We start from the raw sequence: 19,319 nt of genomic DNA, 5'->3' as shown, positions 1-19,319 counted from the left end.
TTATAAGATTACCTGTTGGATAATCTATGATGGATGAAACGAAAACAGTCCCGATATCTTACACAAAATTTGACGCCGATGTTAGCAGATTAGATGAATTATTGGTTATCAAGCCTGAAAAATTTTTATGCTATAGTGAATTATTCTGTTTGAAACCGCTCGAATCAATTGTTTATTACTTACCTCTTCTTATAGGTAGAAATTATCACCCACTTATTACCTCTACGAGCTGACTCATCACTGAATTTATAGTTATTTCGCTATATAATAAACAGTCCCAGCATCGTGCTTACGCTAATATTGAGATTTGACCATGACGCCAACTACCGCTCAGCCCACATCTGAAACCAATGCCGTGCAAACCATCTTGAGCACGCTCACTGATAACCATGAATTCGATCCCAGCCAAATCAAAACCGATGCTGAGAGTCTAGAGCATTGGGGTAAAGACTGGACCAAGCACTTTGCCCCTGCTGCTGCTGCCATCGTCTTTCCGAAAACTACCGAGCAAGTACAGACTATCGTACTGCTTGCCAATGAGCACAACGTCGTCCTCACCCCAAGCGGTGGTCGTACAGGACTCTCTGCTGGTGCCGTGGCTGCTAATGGCGAGATAGTCGTTAGCATGGATAAAATGAACCAGATTGGACAGTTCTATCCTGCCGATCGAATAGTTGAAGTCGAAGCCGGTGTCGTCACCCAACAGTTGCAAGAATTCGCTGAATCAAAAGACTTATACTATCCTGTCGACTTTGCCTCAGCAGGCTCTAGTCAGATAGGCGGCAACATCGGCACCAACGCAGGCGGTATCAAAGTCATTCGCTATGGTATGACTCGTCAATGGATCATGGGGCTAACTGTTGTCACTGGTAAAGGCGATATCTTGCAGCTGAATCGCGGCATGGTAAAGAATGCTACTGGTTATGACTTGCGCCAACTATTCATCGGTAGTGAAGGCACGCTTGGCCTTGTCACTCATGCGCAAATCAAACTTGAACGTCAGCCACAAGACTTAAACGTCATGGTGCTTGGCATGGACAGCTTTAACGATGTGATGAACGTACTCTCTGCCTTTCAAGCACAAATTGATTTGACAGCATTCGAGTTCTTTGACGATGTAGCGATTGATAAGCTGATGGCACATGGTCAAGTACAAGAGCCGTTTGAATCACGTACCAAGTTTTATACCTTATTAGAGTTTGAAGCGCCTTATGAGCCAATCATGGACAAAGCCATGGCCATATTTGAGCATTGTATGGAGCAAGGTTGGGTTGTCGATGGGGTGATGAGTCAAAACCTTACGCAAGCAGCAGAGCTGTGGAAACTACGTGAGTATATCTCGGAGACTATTTCGGTATTTACGCCTTATAAGAATGATGTGTCTGTCCTTATCAGTCACGTGCCGACCTTTATTGAAGAGATTGATCACATTGTCAGCAGCAACTATCCAGACTTTGAAGTTTGCTGGTTCGGTCATATCGGCGATGGTAATTTGCATCTCAATATCTTAAAACCTGAGAATATGAATAAAGATGATTTCTTTGCTGAGTGTCAGGTCGTCAATAAGTACGTGTTTGAGACGGTACAAAAATATGGTGGTTCAGTGTCTGCTGAGCATGGGGTGGGTATGACCAAGAAGCCGTATCTGCAATACAGCCGTAGTGAGACTGAGATCAATTATCTGCGAGAGGTCAAAAAGGTATTTGATCCTAATAACATCATGAATCGTGGCAAAATTTTTGATATGTGATTGATAGGCTAACGATTTATCTCAAAAAAAAGACGCTAAACCTAATGGCTAGCGTCTTTTTTATATCTGCAACTTTATATTTGGAAAACCCAAAATTACGTTTAAAAAAACATGATTTATAGATATAACAGTACCAGCGCTACAACTAGCAAGACACTCAAAAACCCTTGAATAATCAAAAATGCTTGATGCGGCGCCGCGATATGGCGGAACATATTGCCTAACGCATTGTAAGTGATGCCCGCTGCTTTGATATGTGGCGGGGTATCGAAATTTTTGATAATTTGCAAAAACTGCTCAGTACGATCAGGTGACCAGCCGTGCGGTGCAAATGGCAAAAATGGTGAAAGCTGCGCCGCTTGCTCTTTGGTTGCAGGCGACCATAGCCAGCGCTCTAAAAACAGCAAGCGCATACGCCAGTCGGCAAAGCTGCGATGGTTAATGACTTGTAATAGCAACACTTCTACATTCTTATGACGACTATCTACAAAGATACGCTCTTGCAGATTAAATACGTCTGATTTTTTGCCTTCAATACATTGCAAGAAGTGACCATTGCCGTAGCATAGCGTGCCTGTGATGTTATGCTGCTGATTGTAGTTACGTGCGTGGCCTTCTACTTCATCAAAAATAGAAGTGCTCAAACGCGAGCCAAGAGTCAACGTACTGACATAGACCAGCTGAACCAATGCTGATTCTTCTATTTCATCCCATTTTTTGATTCTATTGCTACGAGTTAAGGGCATAATAAAACGATCCTACAGCCGAACAAATACGGCTAAATATGACAAGCAAAACGATACTATGCCTGAAGTAAATGAAGATATTGACTCACAAAAACGTAGCAAATATTTACTACCTGAGACTGTTATTACTTATACAGCTTGCTATGATAACAAGCAAAACAAAAGGTGCTGATAGATATTATTTAGATTCTATATTGAGATAATAAATAGCAAGACAGTCGCAGGTACAATGATAATGCAGGGTTATGCGCTTATCGGTGCTCACAAACCCAATAGGTATAAAGTGGTATAGAGTGCGGCGTTCGCTATCCTTTAGTCCTCTATGTTAGCCAAAATCATTACTAAATAAAGTGAGTAAAACGGTCTAAGATATCAACATAACCTATTGTAAATACGGCAATAAATTATTGTAACGACAATATCTTCCTATTGGAATGTTTTTATTACTTTTTTGCACAAAAATCGGCACACCAATGTGCTATGACACCATTATTCGATCACACTACATTCAATAGCTATTTAAAACAGGAAACTTATGAGTAAGATGGAAAAACTAGATGATTTTCACCTCACGATTGCTGAGATTAAGAAAAAAGATTATCCACAATTAAAAGCCTTGATGGATCGTGTCTATGTAAACTTGGGTGGCGCGTGGTCGAAGACAACCATTCATACTTTGATTGATGCTTTCCCTGAAGGTCAGATTGCCTTGTTTGATCATGATCAGCTGATTGGTATCGTGCTATCCATGCGCGTTGACTATGCCAAATTTTCAAACCCGCACACTTATGACGATTTGATTGGGCAAAAAGAAATCATCAGAGACAATCCAGAAGGTGATGCCATTTATGGTTTAGATGCACTCATTGACCCTGATTATCGCGGCTACCGTCTCGGTCGTCGTCTGTATGATGCACGTAAGGAACTATGCCGACAGTTGAACTTCCGCGCTATCTTAGCCGGTGGACGCATACCTAACTATCATAACCATAAAGATCTGACTCCAGGCGAATATATTGATGCCGTTGAAAGCCGTGAAATTCACGACTCAGCTTTGTCATTCCAGCTGTCTAACGGCTTTATCGTTAAACGTATTTTGACCGCTTATCTGCCAGATGATAAACAATCAAAGGGCTTTGCTACCTTGCTTGAATGGGCAAACATCTACTACGAGCCTAAAGACTATAAGCCTAACACTCGCAAGTCTGAAGTGCGTATCGGTGGTATTCAGTGGCAGATGCGTGAAGTCGAATCACCTGAAGAATTACTGCAACAGGTTGAGTTCTTTGTCGATATCATGGCTGACTACAACTCAGACTTTGCCTGCTTACCTGAATTTTTCAATGCGCCATTGATGGGTCTGTGCGAAGAAACCGATCAAAATATTGCCATTCGATTTTTGGCGGGTTATACCGAGTGGTTCAAAAATGAAATCTCGCATTTAGCCGTCAGTTATAACGTCAACGTCATTACCGGTTCGATGCCGTTACTGGACGAAGACGATACCTTATACAACGTCAGCTATCTGTGCCGCCGTGATGGCACCGTTGAAGAGCAACGCAAAATTCATATTACTCCGCATGAGCGTAGCGCTTGGGTAATCGAAGGTGGCGATGAAGTCAAAGTATTCGACACAGATGCGGGTCGTATCGGCATCTTGGTCTGCTATGATGTTGAGTTCCCTGAGCTTGCACGTTTAATGGCACTTGATGACATGGATATCTTGTTTGTGCCCTTCTGGACTGACACCAAAAACGGCTATCTACGTGTCCGCCATTGTGCACAAGCCCGTGCTATCGAAAACGAATGCTATGTGATGATTTGTGGTTCAGTGGGCAACTTACCGCAAGTTGAGAGTTTGGATATTCAGTACGCTCAGTCGTCGATTTTTTCACCATCAGATTTTGCGTTCCCGCATGATGCGATTATGGCAGAGACCACTGCCAACACGGAGATGGTATTTTTCTCTGATGTGAACTTAGACAAGCTCACTCACGTTCGTCATGAGGGCTCAGTACATAACCTGATTGACCGCCGTGATGATTTGTTTAGCTTGAAATGGAAGCGCAAGGCCAAAGTGCCAGCGAGCAAGTTGAGTGATGAGCAGCGCCGTGAAAATTCAGGTAGCGTACTGATTGGTGATCCATTACAAAACCGAGCACAAAAGCCATAATAGGTTGACGTCGCACACTTATAGTAGACTTTATAAATAACACGGCTGATTTTCAGCCGTTTATTTTTATCTACTGTCCACTCTTAGTGCAGTTATCATATAGGCAATCACGATAAGATAAGCAGTAACGATAAGCAGTAACGATAAGCCATTATTTGAAAATAACTGAAAACAATATACAAACTAAAAAGCGGATGTCATGACAACTGATATTGAGCAAAAAGAAGTAAAGCCAAAGAAGCAGCCGAAGCGAAAGATCATTTCGATACTTAAAACGATAATGTTATATGGTCTCATGTTTGTCGTGATCTATAGCGTGGTCAATTGGTGGCGACAACCTGTCATGCCTGCCAACCCTCAATTGCAACTGACCGATTACCAAGGACAGACTATCGATCTAGCAGCGATGAGTCACGAGCGTCCTACACTGGTATACTTTTGGGGTACGTGGTGTTCAGTCTGTAGTTTTACTTCGCCCACCATCAATAAACTAGCAGCAGATAACTATCCCGTTGTCACTATTGCCGTACAGTCAGGCTCAAACCAAGAGCTACGCAGCTACCTCGATCAACATCAGTTTAATTTCACCACCATAAATGATCAACAAGGCAATATCTTTGCAGATTGGCAAGGACAAGTCACACCGTCCTATGTGATATTAGAGAATGGTAAGATGACACAAGGACTAACAGGGATTCAGCCATTATGGTCATTGAAACTGCGCTTATGGTTAGCATCTGTTTTTTAGCACTTGAGTCGTACTTTATGCTTCAATAAGTCATTGTGTAAAAGGCCTATAGCTATGTCTTCACCAATGATATATGACACAGATAAACGATTGATATTGGACAAAATTGGGCTGACCTCGCACAGCTCTTTTTACCCTACCCTTTTTGTCATATAATAGCTGCCGATCTAAATATTTTTTTGAATTATTTTTACTAGCATATTTTATGTTGCAATCGTCTCGTTACCATTTATTATTGACGTAACTATTTACCGACTAATGAGCGACAATGGGTATTTATTGACATGATGGTTGATAAACCGACTATGATGAGCAATATACCTACTATTAGTAATTGAATAATATCGACACAGCATTAACCTCAGCACTATATTGAACTACATTGAACATCGAGCCTTGTATCCGGTTTTGAACCGACACACAAACCTACCTTTTAAAAAGATACCTTCTATGACTGATAAAAGCACTGACACACCAAGCCAAGATTACAAAGACACGCTGAACCTTGCGGATACGCCATTTGCGATGCGCGCAAACCTTGCCAGGCGCGAGCCAGATTGGTTAGCTGCTTGGGAAGCAGATGACGTGTACGGTAAAATTCGTCAGGCGCGTGCTGGTGCAACCAAATATATTTTGCACGATGGCCCTCCATACGCCAACGGTCAGATTCACTTGGGTCACGCGGTCAATAAAGTACTAAAAGACATTATTGTAAAATCAAAAACCTTATCAGGATTTGATGCGCCTTACGTCCCTGGTTGGGATTGTCATGGTCTGCCAATCGAACAAAAAGTCGAAGCCAAGGTCGGTAAAGTTGGTCAAAAAGTTTCTGCGACCGAATTCCGTGGTCTATGCCGCGAATATGCGAGTACTCAAATTGAATTGCAAAAAGCAGACTTCAAGCGTCTAGGTGTGTTTGGTGATTGGGACAATCCTTATTTGACCATGAATTTCCATCAAGAAGCCAACATCGTACGTGCGCTTGCCAAAATCTATGACAATGGTCATGTGACTCGCGGTATGAAGCCGGTCAACTGGTGCTTGGACTGTAGCTCTGCCCTAGCAGAAGCTGAAGTAGAATATCAAGACAAAGTCTCTGACGCGATCTATGTCAGCTTTGATGTGCTCGGTACGGACAAAGTAGCCGCATTGGCAGATATCGCAGATAACATCGCTGCTGTTATTTGGACTACCACGCCATGGACACTACCTGCCAACCAAGCTATCTCAGTACATCCAGAGCATAACTATAGCGTGGTTGCTACTGAAAAAGGCAATCTGCTACTCGCAGCGGATCTTGTCGAAACTGCGTTAAGTGAGCTAAAATTAGAAAATAACGGCATCCTAGCAACTGTATCAGGCAGCGAGCTTGAAGGTCTAAATGCCCAGCATCCACTGATTGAAGACCGTCAAGTACCGCTCATCTTGGGAGACCATGTGACTACCGATAGTGGTACTGGTCTAGTACATACGGCACCTGGTCACGGTTTAGACGATTATATCGTTGGTCTAAAATACAACTTACCAGTGGAAAACCCAGTAAGCGGTACGGGCGTTTATTTAGATAGCGCTGCTGTATTTGCAGGCGAGCACATCTATAAAGCCAATCCAAAAATCATCGCTGCACTACATGAAAATGGCCATCTAATCAGCCATACCAAAATTGAGCATAGCTATCCGCATTGCTGGCGTCATAAGTCGCCAATCATTTTCCGTGCTACGCCTCAGTGGTTTATCAACATGGAAACTAAAGGCTTACGTGCTCGCGCGCTTGCTGATATTCCATCAGTAAGTTGGACGCCAGCGTGGGGACAAAACCGTATCGAATCAATGATGACGGGTCGTCCTGATTGGTGTATCTCACGTCAGCGTACATGGGGCGTGCCGATTACTTTCTTTACGCACAAAGAAACAGGCGAGTTGCATCCAAACACGCTGGAGCTGATGGAAACTGCAGCACAGAAAATCAATGAAGGCGGCGTAGAAGCGTGGTTTGATGCTAGCTGTGAAGACTTCTTAGGTAGTGAAGCTGCTGACTATGACAAAGCAACTGATACGTTAGACGTTTGGTTTGACTCAGGTACGACGCATTTCGCTGTCCTTGATCAACGTGATGAGTTGACCAACCCAGCTGACATGTATCTAGAAGGCTCTGATCAGCATCGCGGCTGGTTCCAGACGTCACTACTGACGTCAGAAGCGATTTATGAGCGCCCACCGTTTAAGCAAGTATTGACCCATGGTTTTGTGGTCGATGAAAACGGTCGCAAGATGAGTAAGTCACTGGGCAATATCATCACGCCGCAAGAAGAGATTAATAAAACAGGCGCTGACATGCTGCGTCTGTGGATTGCGTCTAGCGATTACCGTTATGAGATGAGCGCTGGTAAAGCATCATTTAAAGGGGCAATAGATCAATATCGCCGTATCCGTAATACTCTGCGTTTCTTACTTGCCAATACCGATGACTTCGACCCAGCTACTGACAGCATTGACATCAATGAGTTGGTTAGCCTTGATAAATTCATCATTGAGCGCGCACAAACCGTACAAGCGCAAATCATTAGCGCTTATGATGCGATGGACTTTCACCAAGTCACGCAGCACGTAACGGCGTTCTGCTCGCAAGATTTGGGTAGCTTCTATCTAGATATTATCAAGGATCGCCAGTACACCACGCAGGCGGATGGTCAGCCTCGTCGCTCTGCGCAGACGGCTATCTACCATATCACTCATGCATTGATTCGCTGGATCACACCGATCTTGTCATTCACGGCGCAAGAGGCATGGGAAGTACTGAACCAACGTGAGGCTGATAAAGGTGGCTATGTATTCACTCAAGAATGGTATGAATTCCCAGCGTTTGAGCTAAGCGCCATCAGTAATGATGACTGGCAGCGCATTATGTTCGCAAAAGATATGGTAAACAAGCATATCGAAACTGCACGTGGCGAAAAAATCATCAATGCCAACTTGTCTGCCGACGTAAGTCTATACGCTGACGGTGCTATGCATGAGAGCTTAGCTAAGCTTGATGAAGAGCTACGTTTTGTATTGATTACTAGTAACGCTGCACTAAAGCCAATGAGCGAAGCACCTGCTGATAGTAAGCAGACAAACGATACGACCGCAGAGAGTACAGATGAAGTTATCGACTTAGTCGTACAAGTCAGTGCGGCTACTGGTACTAAGTGTGTACGCTGCTGGCACATCCGTGATGACATCGGCACAGATAACGCACACCCTGAACTATGCGCGCGCTGCGTGACCAACGTCAGTGGTGATGGCGAGGTGCGTTACTATGCCTAACCCAACTGATTCGCCTGAAAGCCAGCGTGACCAGCAGCCGCAGGTTGAGATTGACCATTCGCCTAAGCCTGCTCATGCAACCACAGGTAGCTCGACTACGCCTAGAAGTCGCCTGACCAAGTCAACAAATAGGACACCAAAGCTGGTGGCCAATGGCAGTCGTGCGCTTGTATGGTATATATTGGCATTGGTTATTGTCATTATCGATCAGTGGACCAAGTGGTTGGCAGAAACCAAACTGACCTTTCATGATCCAGTGCCGGTAATTGAGCCATTTCTCAATTGGACATTGGCTTATAACTACGGCGCGGCATTTAGCTTTTTGGCGGATGCTGGTGGTTGGCAGAAGTGGTTCTTTTCAGGACTGGCGTTACTAATGTCGCTATTTCTAATCATTTATCTGATTAAAGCACCGCGCAAAGCCACGCTGTTATCTTTCGGTCTAGCCTTAGTATTGGGCGGTGCAGTTGGTAATTTAATCGACCGCTTACTACATGGTCATGTGATTGATTTTATCCATGTGCATTATGCTGATGTTTGGCATTATCCGATTTTTAATATCGCGGATATCGGTATATCTATCGGTGTACTATTGATTGTCATTGATATGCTATTTTTGGAAAAAAAGCGTGAAATGCCACGGTCATAACCATCTATAGCTAGAGACATTAAGTCAATTTATAAATAAAAAAGGTGATTTACGTAATCGTAACCCACCTTTTTTTGTCTATTTTTGACGATTGAATATGTATATCAGTTTGCCCCATTGGTACAATTTCTATTCATGCACCAAAATACCAGTCTCACCGACAAAGTAAGTGTGCGTGTCTTCGACCTCGATGTTATATACCGTCATAGTAAGAGGACCTTCGCCCTCTGCCCAATCTATGGTATCAGGATCTTTCCATTCACCTTGACGGAAACCAAAGAACTCAGCATGCTCACGTTCGTCTTCAGGTGTTTGTTCTAATAGGCGTTGCTCCCATTCTGAGTCAGCTTGCCACAATTTATTTATCCATGTTGGTGCTGGATCTGTATAAAGTTCATACCTTCCTGTTAATAAATTAACGTATGATCCTTTGAGTTCGCCTGTTTCATCACCAAAGCTTACCTGATAAGCATATCCTTCTTTATTTGCATGATACATAGGTATTATGCCTTCATATCTATAGTCATACCCACCTCCACTATCAGTTGTAAAATAAGTATTATCCTTAGTCACTAAGATATCTTGAGCGTTCAATTTATCTGCTCTCACCCAACCTCTATTTTGTGTCCAAAATGGATGATCTGCTGTCATTAATAGAGGCTCAGGCAATATCTGTTGTTTCTTTAACTTACGTCTTAGATTAACTCTATCTGCCAAATTTAATTGTGGATTTACATAAGTATTAAAATACATCATGAAAATTGATGCATCATTAGTTGTCGTCCGAGCTATCCTATTGTAAATCAGCTCACCCGAGCCATTAGCTGCATTAGACAACACTTTATCACCAATTTTTAGTTGTTCTATTGGTACTAGCCCTGTTTCTGTATGTACTAAAGTGCCAGCAGTGAAACCTGAAAAATCTTTATCCATATTATTCATTCACCGAAATTATGTCTTGTCAGGATTATCGCCATTCACCCACAACCCCTGCTCACCGACAAAGTAAGTATGAGTATCTGCTACCTCAATGTTATATACCGTAGTGGTAACCGGACCTTCCCCTTCCGCCCAGTCAATGCCTGCACCCTCTTGCCAAAAGCCTGTACGGAAATTATAAAACTCGGCATTGTCTCTTAACTCTACAGGGGTTTGCTCTAATAGTCGTTGTTTCCATCCCGAATCTTCTATGAAAAGTTTCTTAAAAACTGGATCATATCCACCATGTGATAATGATTTACCAGTTAATAAGTTAATAAACCTGCCATCATTAGTTTGACTAGACAGATTTGGTATAAAACCTACTTCAATGTTCTCTGTTTTAAAAATAGGCTCTAAGATTTCTCCAGAACTTCCGATCTCACAGAAAGTAGGCTCACCACTTTGTAATGTTGCCATATCTCCCATTTCTATGTCACTGGCTTTAACCCATCCCTTATTTTGTATCCACACTGGATGACTAGCCGTACAAAGCACATCAACGTATAGATCAAAGTTATTTTGCTGTTCGAATGGTAAGTCGTCTACAGACTCAGGTGTAAAGGTAGCAAAAAACACAGGTACATCTTCAGTAATTATAGTACGAAGTACTGGCTTATAGACTAGCTCACCTTCCGCATTATGTTGATCTCTAGATAAAACCATATCCCCGACTTTAATATCTTTGATCGGTACTAATCCTCTATTGGTATCCACCAACGTGCCACCGACAAATCCTGACGTATTCATAATCACGTTATCCATATTTGTGTCTTAGTTCTCATTTATAGCAACTCTGATAGTAAATCAGTGACAGTCTCTAACCCGCCACCTGCTAATAAAAACAATAACCCTGCCATGTTCACAATGACTGTCAAATAATAGGTGACGCGAAACTCAGGCTTTTGTGATTTGTGACGCAGATACGTCTGAGCCAATAGCGCGCCTACCCAACCGCCAAGCGCGCTCAGCACGTGCAATGTAGACTCAGGTGTACGCCAGTCGCCACTTTGGGCAGCAGCTTTGTCTTTGGCATACATTATATAAGTGATTAACCCTAGTGCAGCATACCAGCCGACCACTAGCCAACTCAGTTTACCTGTCGCTGACAATAGAGCTAAAACACCATAAAAAGCCAGTCCAAGGAACGAGCGTTTCTTTTGTCCTGCTTCAAACTCCGCTTGCGCGCTACGTTTGGCATTACGTTGACGGATCTGTTTATTTTTTTGTGCCATTTTTTGCTGCACAAAACCAAGTTCTTGTACTTGTTTGGCTCGCCTGCGCCCTTGATCGTCTTGTCCGATACTAAAGACGACTTGCTCGCCAACATTGGGACGGCGCTGCGCTCTAAACTCACTCACGTGAAAGAAGATTGAATCCCCTGCTTCGGTTTCGATAAAGCCAAACCCTTTATCATCCTGCCATTTTTTGACAGTGCCTTGTTGTTTATTCACCACCGACACCTCATATCTTTTAGAATTGCCAGTTATAGTACACCATATGCGTTACATTATTGACGCTTACATCTAATCGCAGATGGCTTATTATTTCTTACACTATAATACTGTAATTACTGCAACTAAAGAGACTGCAACCCAACGCAGCATTTTCTATTCTTTTATTCTAACAACCGATGGCTTTTTATTATGACTCAATCTCAATTTATTAACCCAAACGAAGACACTCGTATCGCTCATGGTAGCTTTGTTAAGCTGCACTTTGAAGTTTCACTAGAAAACGGTACCATCATCGACTCAACCTTTAATCGTGACGCACCTGTGTCTTTGACCATTGGTGATGAGAGCTTGTTACCTGGTTTTGAGCAAGTACTGATGAATCTACGCGCCGGTGACACTCGTACCGCACACCTTGAGCCAGAGCAAGCATTTGGTGAGTGGAATCCTGAAAACATCCAACATTTTAGCCGTACTCAGTTTGCGCTAGTCGCTGACAATCCAGAAATTGGCATGATGGTTGAGTTCGAAGATAAAGGCAAAAATACGCTGCCCGGTACGATCAGTGCCATCGATGATGATCAAGTCGAAGTCGACTTTAATCATCCGCTTGCTGGACAAGACGTGTTGTTCAAAGTAAAAATATTTAAAGTCACACCGCCCGGTGTCACTGGTATCAAATTGATGTAGTCACTTAAAGACTATCAAAAACTCGTTAGACATTAACTAAGATAAAAACTAGCGACGATAAAAATAAATATTGATAAAAAACAGCCAAAAGGGAGACTTATATGCAGTATCAAACGTTACCGCAACTCGATGAAAAAGTATCTAAAATCTGTCTAGGCACGATGACATGGGGACAGCAAAATACTGAGTCCGAAGCACATGAGCAAATGGACATGGCACTCAGTGAAGGTGTGAACTTTTGGGATACCGCCGAGATGTACCCGTCACCACCAGACAAAGACAAACAAGGCGATACCGAACGCTTTATGGGTACTTGGTTTAACAAGACCAAACAGCGTGACAAAGTCATTCTTGCTAGCAAAATATCACCCATGGATTTTTTGCGTGATGGTCAAACGCGCTTTAACGCGCAGCATATCAGTAGCGCTATCGATGGTAATTTGGAACGTCTACAGACAGACTATATCGATATCTATCAGCTGCATTGGCCTGAGCGTAAAACAAATTTTTTTGGTCAGCGCGGCTATACAGAGGACATGGCAGCGCAGTCATTAGATGACTTAACGCCCTTTCTAGAGACCATTCAGGCGCTGAATGACGAGATCAAAAAAGGTCGCATTCGTGCTTATGGCTTATCTAACGATACCGCATGGGGTCTCATGCGCTACTTATGGGAAGCGGATAAAAACGACTTGATTGCCCCCATTACCGTACAAAACCCATATAGTTTGTTGAACCGGTTGTATGAAGTTAATATGGCTGAGATTGCCCATCGTGAGAATGTTGGTCTACTTGCGTATTCACCGCTTGGTTTTGGTGTATTGTCTGGTAAATACCTCGATGGCAAACGTCCAGCTGGTGCGCGTCTGACGATGTATGATCGTTTCGGGCGTTATGTGAATGAGCAGGCCAAATCAGCCACTGAGCAATATGCCAAGATAGCCGCTGAGGCAGGTCTAGATATGGCACAGATGTCATTAGCCTTTGTGAACTCTCGTCACTTTGTCACCAGTAACATCATTGGCGCCACGACGACCGAACAGCTCAAATCAAACATCGATAGTGTCAATGTAGAGCTGACCGCAGACGTTTTAGAGGCTATTGAAGCGGTACATGCGCAGCAGCCTAACCCATCACCATAGTTCATTAGAGAACATAAGTGCTGATAGTATTTACTGTATGATATTGCATTAACCCTATGAGCACTGACAAAAAAAGGCGCAAATCGTAGTCATATGACTCGCGATTTGCGCCTTTTTATTGACTAGACTGCTTATTGGCTAGACTGCGTTACAAACACTACAAGCAATCGGTAGTACAGGTCTATCAGTCCTGCGCTGGTGTGCTAAGGACTCTTGAATGCAGCTCTGCTAAGCCTTCTTGCATACGTGCCTGCAATACATTGGTCAGCTCACTTTTAGTACAGCCTTTTGGATCGATCGGTGCTAATGGTAAGACATAAGCAGTGACATCTTTGCTATCAAGCACTTTTTTCATGCTCTCTTTCATGGTCAGTTTGCCATAGTATGGTAGTGCGTCACTCAAGGTGCCATCTTTATCAACATAAGCGATGATGATTGGTCTGATAGGCACATCAGCGTCTATGGCTGATTGTAGGAGTGTCCCATGAATGCGCTTTATTTTTTTACCACTAGTGGTCGTCGCCTCAGGGAAGAAAATAATCGAAAAACCTTTGGCTAAAAAGTCAGCAATCTGTGCCGATACTGAGCTTGCATCACCGGATCCACGCTCGATGAAAAGCGTCCCTGCGGCATGGGCAAGTTTGCCAAATACAGGCCATTCACCGATTTCAGCCTTGGATAAAAAGAACGCTGGGCTCACAGTACCAACGACAGGGATATCCATCCATGACACGTGATTCGATACCCATAAGCCATGAAACTGCTCTACAGGTTCCACTTCTACCACTTTTACCCCAAAAGAGCCTGCCATCTTGCGGCAGAATGTCTGGATATAGCGCGGTAGGGTCTCGCGTGGTGGCTGCTTAAATGCACCGATACGCTTCGCCGCGCGTATGCCGCCGACCATGGTCGTGGTCATACCAGCAACCTGACGGCCTCGGCTCAACTGTCGTCTGAGTGAAAAGCTTGATTTAGCTTGGCTCATCTTCGCCCTCATGATTAAATAACGGGTGTTTAATAGTCAAAAAACGAGCTCAGTATAGCAAAGTTAGCACACTCAGTGATAGCTTGTTCACTCAGTGAGTGCCGACTTTTATACAAACGCGCAATAAAGCAGATTTATAAAAAATTATCCGCAGCAAACGCTGTAACATAAAACCATCGCTAATTATGCTAATACGCTTTAATATCAAGTGATAAGACCATATATAGATAATCATATGAACGCTACGTCAAAGCTTCTTGAGCTGATTATAGCGAGACATTTACTTTATTAAATAGGTGATACTCTTTGGATTATTTTGAAAGACATGAAGGTGGCGAACGCGCCATTTTAGTACATTTAGACATCCGCCAAATTCAAGATCCTGACGATCTTAGTGAATTTGAGCTGTTGGCTGATTCAGCAGGTGCCGATCGTTTGGCACTAGTCACTGGATCACGCTCACGCCCTGACGCCAAATACTTCGTTGGTAGCGGAAAAGCAGAAGAAATCGCAGAGTTGGTACGCGAACACGAAGCAGACATCGTACTGTTCAACCACAGCTTGTCGCCATCACAAGAGCGTAATATCGAAGCACTAGTGAAGTGCCGCGTGTTGGATCGTACTGGTTTAATTTTGGATATTTTTGCGCAGCGTGCCCGTACCTACGAAGGTAAGCTCCAAGTAGAGCTGGCTCAGCTTAACCATCTATCAACGCGTCTGGTACGTGGTTGGACGCATTTGGAACGTCAAAAAGGTGGTATTGGTCTGCGTGGACCGGGTGAAACCCAGCTTGAGACCGATCGCCGTCTATTGCAGACTCGTGTCAATCAGCTAAAGAGCAAACTAGAAAAAGTCCGTCAGACCCGTGCGCAAGGGCGTGCCCGTCGCCAAAAATCTGATGTGCCAACCATCTCACTGGTCGGCTACACCAATGCGGGCAAATCTACTTTGTTCAATCGTTTGGTCGATGAAAATATCTACGCTGCTGACAAACTATTTGCGACGCTAGATCCTACTCTACGCCGTTTAGACTGGCAGGGAGTTGGTCGTGTCGTCTTGGTTGATACGGTTGGTTTCGTCCGTCATCTGCCGCATGAGTTGGTTGAGTCTTTTCATGCAACCTTAGAGGAAACTCTAGAAGCAGATTTGTTATTGCACGTCATTGATTCTTCTAGCGAAGATATGCACGAGCAGATTCAGGCGGTTAAAGAAGTATTGGCAGAAATCGATAACGATGTACCTGTGCTCAATGTCTACAACAAGATTGATTTGACTGATGAGCCTGCACATATCGGCTATGCTAGCGAAGGTCAGCCAAACCGCGTCTATGTTTCTTCTAGACAGAATCTAGGCATGGAAGAGCTAACGCTTGCCGTACAGCAACTGCTGACAGGTAAACTGACGACGTTTGATTTGACCTTGCCGTATGATGCTGGACAGTTCAAAAACACTCTATATGAATTGGGTGTTATTGAAGAAGAAAGCTATGACGATACGGGTCGTGAATGTCTGACGATTCGTTTGCCAAGTGACCGCTTAAGACAGCTACTGGGTCAAGCCAACTTAAAACCTATCGATGTGTTGCCGCTGGCACAAGCAACATTGCTGATGCCAGTACTCGAAGAGTTTGAAAAAGTTAATGACGTTGAAGAGCCAACCATGACAGAGGCTGAAGAAAAGGCGTTTGACGAGTTTGATGCATTACATTCAGAAACAGCTGATTCAGAAAAATAATCGTTTCTGTAAAATAAGAGCTATTGTTAAAGTGAGTCATTTGCGGCAGTAATCGAATGAACGTTTGATTCATACTGTTAGATCACAAACCCTTATATAGTACGTTAAAATAGAATAGACGATATCCATTGATATCGTCTATTTTTTTTGGATATGATGAGTCACAGTGCATAGGCTTTATTAGTTGCCCCACTCTCTATATAATCGCCTGTTATACATTCAACAAATATTGATAGATAGCGTTAATATTTTAAAAGTGAATCATTGCTACTATCAGTATTTATAGCATCATTTTCTACGTTGTGTTCTTGGTGCGATCATGTGCTTTGTTTTATACACCATCCATTTATATCTGACTTGGCCAGAACTGCTTATGAAGCCTGCTCACTCTCCCCATCTCCCACTATGGCTTGCGTTAATTCTAACGTTGACCATGGTTATCGTAGTCCGAGAAACGGCGGTTGTTCTCTGTCAAATGGCAGGCATCGAAAAAGCGGCCAATATTGCCGGTTTGGTTGCGATGTTTGTTATTTTGATGGCGTGGCGATTGCTTAAGGGATTACCGAGCTGGCTCACACAGGCCAGTAATACTTTACTAGTCGATAGTGGTTTTGCCTTCTTACCAGTTTCTGCTGGCGCAGGTTTGTTGCTATTTGCTCTAGGAGATGAGTTATTGGGTGTGATGATAACGATGATCGTTAGTACGCTCATACCACTGTGGGGACTAGCATTATTGGCCAATCGTTGGCTCAATCACGCTACAAACACTGATAGTACGACTACCACTGAGCAAAAGGGACAGCCGTGAGCTGCGGAGAGATATTATGACTTTTGACAGCGTATTTATGGCAACCCTAGCCGCAATATTATTGACATTAGCAGCACATGTAATTGCACGTGTATTGGCACGTAAACTATCATGGCTACCGATGGTCATTACCGCACTTGTTCTAGTACTTGTTTTCCTATTTGTACTGCAGTGGGATTACAACAACTATTACAGCGCGGCAAAACCTGTATTTGACCATCTGTTGGGATATGTCACAGTACTTCTGGCTGTGCCATTGGCGGCGATGAACTTTAAAGGCTTACCAGTCAAAAAACTCACCCTAATTGTCGCTATTGCTAGTGTCGTTGGGGCATTATTGCCTATGTCACTGGCCTATTTATTTTCGCTCAGTCATGAGACCCTATTGGCTTTCGCTACCCGTTCTGTGACGACGCCGATTGGCTTGAGTGTCGCAGATTTAATCAAAGCACCATTGGCAATGGCTAACCTAATTATCATCGTCTCAGGTCTGATAGGTGGTACGGTCGCGCGATTTTTGTTCCGCGGTATCAATGATGACCGTGCTAAAGGTCTAGCACTGGGGTTAGCAGCTCACGCGTTTGGTACAGTAGAAGCTTGGCAAATCAGTCACACAGCTGGACGTTATGCAGCATTTGGCTTGGCAGTGAACGGGTTGGTTACTGCGGTTTGGGTGCCTATCTTCATCAGTGCTATCGGTATCTAGTCATCACTAAAAGTCTATCTACACTATTCTTATATTTTTAAAAACCTAACCATTAATAGGCTTATCTACTGTTAATTTTAAATTAAAAATCACCTCGACTATTCAAATGTCATTATTATTTCTTAAAAAATTGAGACACTTTATTTATCTGAATTCATAAACGAAAAAACCGACTACAAATGGCTCATTAAGTAACCTAAAAAAGTTAGCATATTGATTTATCTAAGGTTATTTAATAAAAGAAATCTGATCTTACAACTTAGTTTGTCAATCTGATGCGCCAAAAAGTTATTATATGTTATAGTAAGCAACTATTATTTTTTGTATCTATTGCAAGTGGTTCCTTATTGAAAGTGATAATTGCTCAGCTGCTGTCCTCACAGTGGGCTAAATAATTCTGCAAAATCAGTAACCGCTTAAGCGCCTAAATCAATGCATATATAGGCAAAATAATTTGCTGTTATTCGATAAAAAGTGATTTTACTATGATAAATACGGCTACTTTGATGACTCGCTGCTTATCTCCCCTTTTACTAAGTGCAATGGCTCTTTCGACTTTTTCTGTCGCTGCCAATGCAGGCAACATGTATATCTACAAAGACAAAGGTGGACAAGTACTGTTGACCAACGTCAATCCTAGTGGAAATTTTGATAAGTTTACGAAAAAAGTAAAAGTAACTTATTATAAAGACTCTAAGATGTATGACGGAAGTAGCGATAGCTATGGTAGCAGCGCCGCTAGCAACAGCGGAAGTCGCAACTCTTACGACAGCTACATTCGTGCGTCCGCTGAGCGCAATGGTGTTGACCCTGCCCTTATGAAAGCGATGATGCACACTGAATCAGCTTTTAATCCAAACGCACGCTCACCAGTAGGCGCACAAGGCCTGATGCAGTTAATGCCTGCGACTGCGCGCCGTTTCAATGTCAGCAACCCTTGGAACCCTGCAGATAATATCGAAGGATCAGCCAAATATATCGCGTGGCTCATGCGCCGTTTCAATAATAATGTCGAACATGCTGTCGCAGGCTACAATGCGGGTGAAGGCAATGTCGATAAATACGGTGGCATCCCTCCATTCAAAGAAACACGTAACTATGTTCAAAGAGTAATGAGCCGTTATCATAGCCTGTATAAAAACGATGCCGGACTGTTTGGTGCAAGTATCAGTGCTAACAATCAAACCAGTAGCACCAGTACAAGTAATGGCTTACAAAATGTCAGTTATGGCACCAGCAGCAATGTGAATAGTGCCAGCTATGCCAACTCAGCCTATGCGGCTTTACGCTAAGCCAGTTATCCAAAAGTCAGACATAAAAAAGCCCATTAACGAATTAATGGGCTTTTTTATATCTGGACGCTTTATATCGTGATGCTTTATATCTTGATACATTAAGAGTGATAAAGCCAAACTGTGAGTCACAATTAAGGACTCACAGCTGATCC

Annotated in this window: 16 protein-coding genes; 11 read left to right on the top strand and 5 right to left on the bottom strand. The window is 43.2% G+C overall.

Annotated elements, in window-relative coordinates:
• Window positions 1–313 precede the first annotated feature (313 nt).
• Window positions 314–1,750: an FAD-binding oxidoreductase gene (locus JMX91_RS04860; protein WP_201547947.1), complete on the top strand. Its 1,437-nt coding sequence runs from the start codon at window positions 314–316 to the stop codon at window positions 1,748–1,750.
• Window positions 1,751–1,866: 116 nt separating this feature from the next.
• Here the strand turns inward: JMX91_RS04860 and JMX91_RS04855 are convergent, their stop codons facing one another.
• A complete protein-coding gene (locus JMX91_RS04855; protein WP_201547946.1) occupies window positions 1,867–2,496 on the bottom strand; it encodes a BLUF domain-containing protein in 630 nt (209 codons plus the stop codon).
• A gap of 535 nt (window positions 2,497–3,031) precedes the next feature.
• On the opposite strand from JMX91_RS04855, the gene JMX91_RS04850 reads away from it, so the two are divergent.
• From JMX91_RS04850 to lspA, 4 genes are all read left to right on the top strand, one after another.
• Window positions 3,032–4,669, top strand: a complete 1,638-nt coding sequence (locus JMX91_RS04850) for a carbon-nitrogen hydrolase family protein (RefSeq protein ID WP_102094613.1) — start codon at window positions 3,032–3,034, stop codon at window positions 4,667–4,669.
• A gap of 199 nt (window positions 4,670–4,868) precedes the next feature.
• Window positions 4,869–5,417 carry a protein disulfide oxidoreductase gene (locus tag JMX91_RS04845; protein ID WP_201547945.1) on the top strand — a complete coding sequence of 183 codons (549 nt, stop codon included), beginning with the start codon at window positions 4,869–4,871 and terminating at the stop codon, window positions 5,415–5,417.
• Between the two features lie 450 nt (window positions 5,418–5,867).
• Window positions 5,868–8,726: an isoleucine--tRNA ligase gene (gene ileS, locus JMX91_RS04840; protein WP_201547944.1), complete on the top strand. Its 2,859-nt coding sequence runs from the start codon at window positions 5,868–5,870 to the stop codon at window positions 8,724–8,726.
• Complete coding sequence (gene lspA, locus JMX91_RS04835; RefSeq protein ID WP_201547943.1) at window positions 8,719–9,375, top strand: signal peptidase II; 657 nt, start codon at window positions 8,719–8,721, stop codon at window positions 9,373–9,375. Before ileS ends, lspA begins: the two co-directional genes overlap by 8 nt.
• 129 nt (window positions 9,376–9,504) lie before the next feature.
• Here the strand turns inward: lspA and JMX91_RS04830 are convergent, their stop codons facing one another.
• From JMX91_RS04830 to JMX91_RS04820, 3 genes are read right to left on the bottom strand one after another with little or no spacing between them, the layout of a single operon-like run.
• On the bottom strand, window positions 9,505–10,308 hold the full coding sequence (locus JMX91_RS04830) for a hypothetical protein (RefSeq protein ID WP_201547942.1): 804 nt from the start codon (window positions 10,306–10,308) through the stop codon (window positions 9,505–9,507).
• An 18-nt stretch (window positions 10,309–10,326) separates the two neighbouring features.
• Window positions 10,327–11,118, bottom strand: a complete 792-nt coding sequence (locus tag JMX91_RS04825) for a hypothetical protein (protein ID WP_201547941.1) — start codon at window positions 11,116–11,118, stop codon at window positions 10,327–10,329.
• 20 nt (window positions 11,119–11,138) lie between these two features.
• Window positions 11,139–11,807 (bottom strand): DUF1294 domain-containing protein, encoded by a 669-nt coding sequence (locus JMX91_RS04820; protein WP_227679277.1) that lies wholly within the window; start codon window positions 11,805–11,807, stop codon window positions 11,139–11,141.
• A gap of 192 nt (window positions 11,808–11,999) precedes the next feature.
• Between JMX91_RS04820 and JMX91_RS04815 the strand changes: the two genes are divergently transcribed.
• A complete protein-coding gene (locus JMX91_RS04815) occupies window positions 12,000–12,497 on the top strand; it encodes an FKBP-type peptidyl-prolyl cis-trans isomerase (protein ID WP_201547939.1) in 498 nt (165 codons plus the stop codon).
• Window positions 12,498–12,598: 101 nt separating this feature from the next.
• Window positions 12,599–13,639, top strand: a complete 1,041-nt coding sequence (locus JMX91_RS04810; RefSeq protein ID WP_201547938.1) for an aldo/keto reductase — start codon at window positions 12,599–12,601, stop codon at window positions 13,637–13,639.
• Window positions 13,640–13,823: 184 nt separating this feature from the next.
• On the opposite strand, the gene JMX91_RS04805 is transcribed toward JMX91_RS04810, so the two are convergent.
• Window positions 13,824–14,624 carry a lysophospholipid acyltransferase family protein gene (locus JMX91_RS04805; protein WP_201547937.1) on the bottom strand — a complete coding sequence of 267 codons (801 nt, stop codon included), beginning with the start codon at window positions 14,622–14,624 and terminating at the stop codon, window positions 13,824–13,826.
• 306 nt (window positions 14,625–14,930) lie between these two features.
• Between JMX91_RS04805 and hflX the strand changes: the two genes are divergently transcribed.
• From hflX to JMX91_RS04785, 4 genes are all read left to right on the top strand, one after another.
• Window positions 14,931–16,358 (top strand): ribosome rescue GTPase HflX, encoded by a 1,428-nt coding sequence (hflX, locus tag JMX91_RS04800; protein ID WP_201547936.1) that lies wholly within the window; start codon window positions 14,931–14,933, stop codon window positions 16,356–16,358.
• Window positions 16,359–16,731: 373 nt separating this feature from the next.
• Window positions 16,732–17,166 (top strand): CidA/LrgA family protein, encoded by a 435-nt coding sequence (locus tag JMX91_RS04795; RefSeq protein WP_201547972.1) that lies wholly within the window; start codon window positions 16,732–16,734, stop codon window positions 17,164–17,166.
• A gap of 16 nt (window positions 17,167–17,182) precedes the next feature.
• The gene (locus JMX91_RS04790) at window positions 17,183–17,872 is read left to right on the top strand and encodes an LrgB family protein (protein ID WP_101204237.1); all 690 of its coding nucleotides are present in this window, start codon (window positions 17,183–17,185) and stop codon (window positions 17,870–17,872) included.
• Between the two features lie 485 nt (window positions 17,873–18,357).
• Window positions 18,358–19,164, top strand: coding sequence for a lytic transglycosylase domain-containing protein (locus JMX91_RS04785; RefSeq protein ID WP_201547935.1), 807 nt, complete (start codon window positions 18,358–18,360; stop codon window positions 19,162–19,164).
• Window positions 19,165–19,319 lie beyond the last annotated feature (155 nt).

Source organism: Psychrobacter sp. Pi2-1 (assembly GCF_904846645.1).
In the GTDB taxonomy this organism is placed as follows: Bacteria; Pseudomonadota; Gammaproteobacteria; order Pseudomonadales; family Moraxellaceae; genus Psychrobacter.
The sequence above is the reverse complement of the archived record's forward strand: the minus strand, read 5'-3'. Positions and strand labels throughout refer to the sequence as shown.

Bases quoted from the DNA above. Each gene is read 5' to 3' on its own strand.
- JMX91_RS04860 (WP_201547947.1), top strand. From the start codon at position 314: ATGACGCCAACTACCGCTCAGCCCACATCTGAAACCAATGCCGTGCAA.
- JMX91_RS04855 (WP_201547946.1), bottom strand. From the start codon at position 2,496: ATGCCCTTAACTCGTAGCAATAGAATCAAAAAATGGGATGAAATAGAA.
- JMX91_RS04850 (WP_102094613.1), top strand. From the start codon at position 3,032: ATGAGTAAGATGGAAAAACTAGATGATTTTCACCTCACGATTGCTGAG.
- JMX91_RS04845 (WP_201547945.1), top strand. From the start codon at position 4,869: ATGACAACTGATATTGAGCAAAAAGAAGTAAAGCCAAAGAAGCAGCCG.
- ileS (WP_201547944.1), top strand. From the start codon at position 5,868: ATGACTGATAAAAGCACTGACACACCAAGCCAAGATTACAAAGACACG.
- lspA (WP_201547943.1), top strand. From the start codon at position 8,719: ATGCCTAACCCAACTGATTCGCCTGAAAGCCAGCGTGACCAGCAGCCG.
- JMX91_RS04830 (WP_201547942.1), bottom strand. From the start codon at position 10,308: ATGGATAAAGATTTTTCAGGTTTCACTGCTGGCACTTTAGTACATACA.
- JMX91_RS04825 (WP_201547941.1), bottom strand. From the start codon at position 11,118: ATGGATAACGTGATTATGAATACGTCAGGATTTGTCGGTGGCACGTTG.
- JMX91_RS04815 (WP_201547939.1), top strand. From the start codon at position 12,000: ATGACTCAATCTCAATTTATTAACCCAAACGAAGACACTCGTATCGCT.
- JMX91_RS04810 (WP_201547938.1), top strand. From the start codon at position 12,599: ATGCAGTATCAAACGTTACCGCAACTCGATGAAAAAGTATCTAAAATC.
- JMX91_RS04805 (WP_201547937.1), bottom strand. From the start codon at position 14,624: ATGAGCCAAGCTAAATCAAGCTTTTCACTCAGACGACAGTTGAGCCGA.
- JMX91_RS04795 (WP_201547972.1), top strand. From the start codon at position 16,732: ATGAAGCCTGCTCACTCTCCCCATCTCCCACTATGGCTTGCGTTAATT.
- JMX91_RS04790 (WP_101204237.1), top strand. From the start codon at position 17,183: ATGACTTTTGACAGCGTATTTATGGCAACCCTAGCCGCAATATTATTG.
- JMX91_RS04785 (WP_201547935.1), top strand. From the start codon at position 18,358: ATGATAAATACGGCTACTTTGATGACTCGCTGCTTATCTCCCCTTTTA.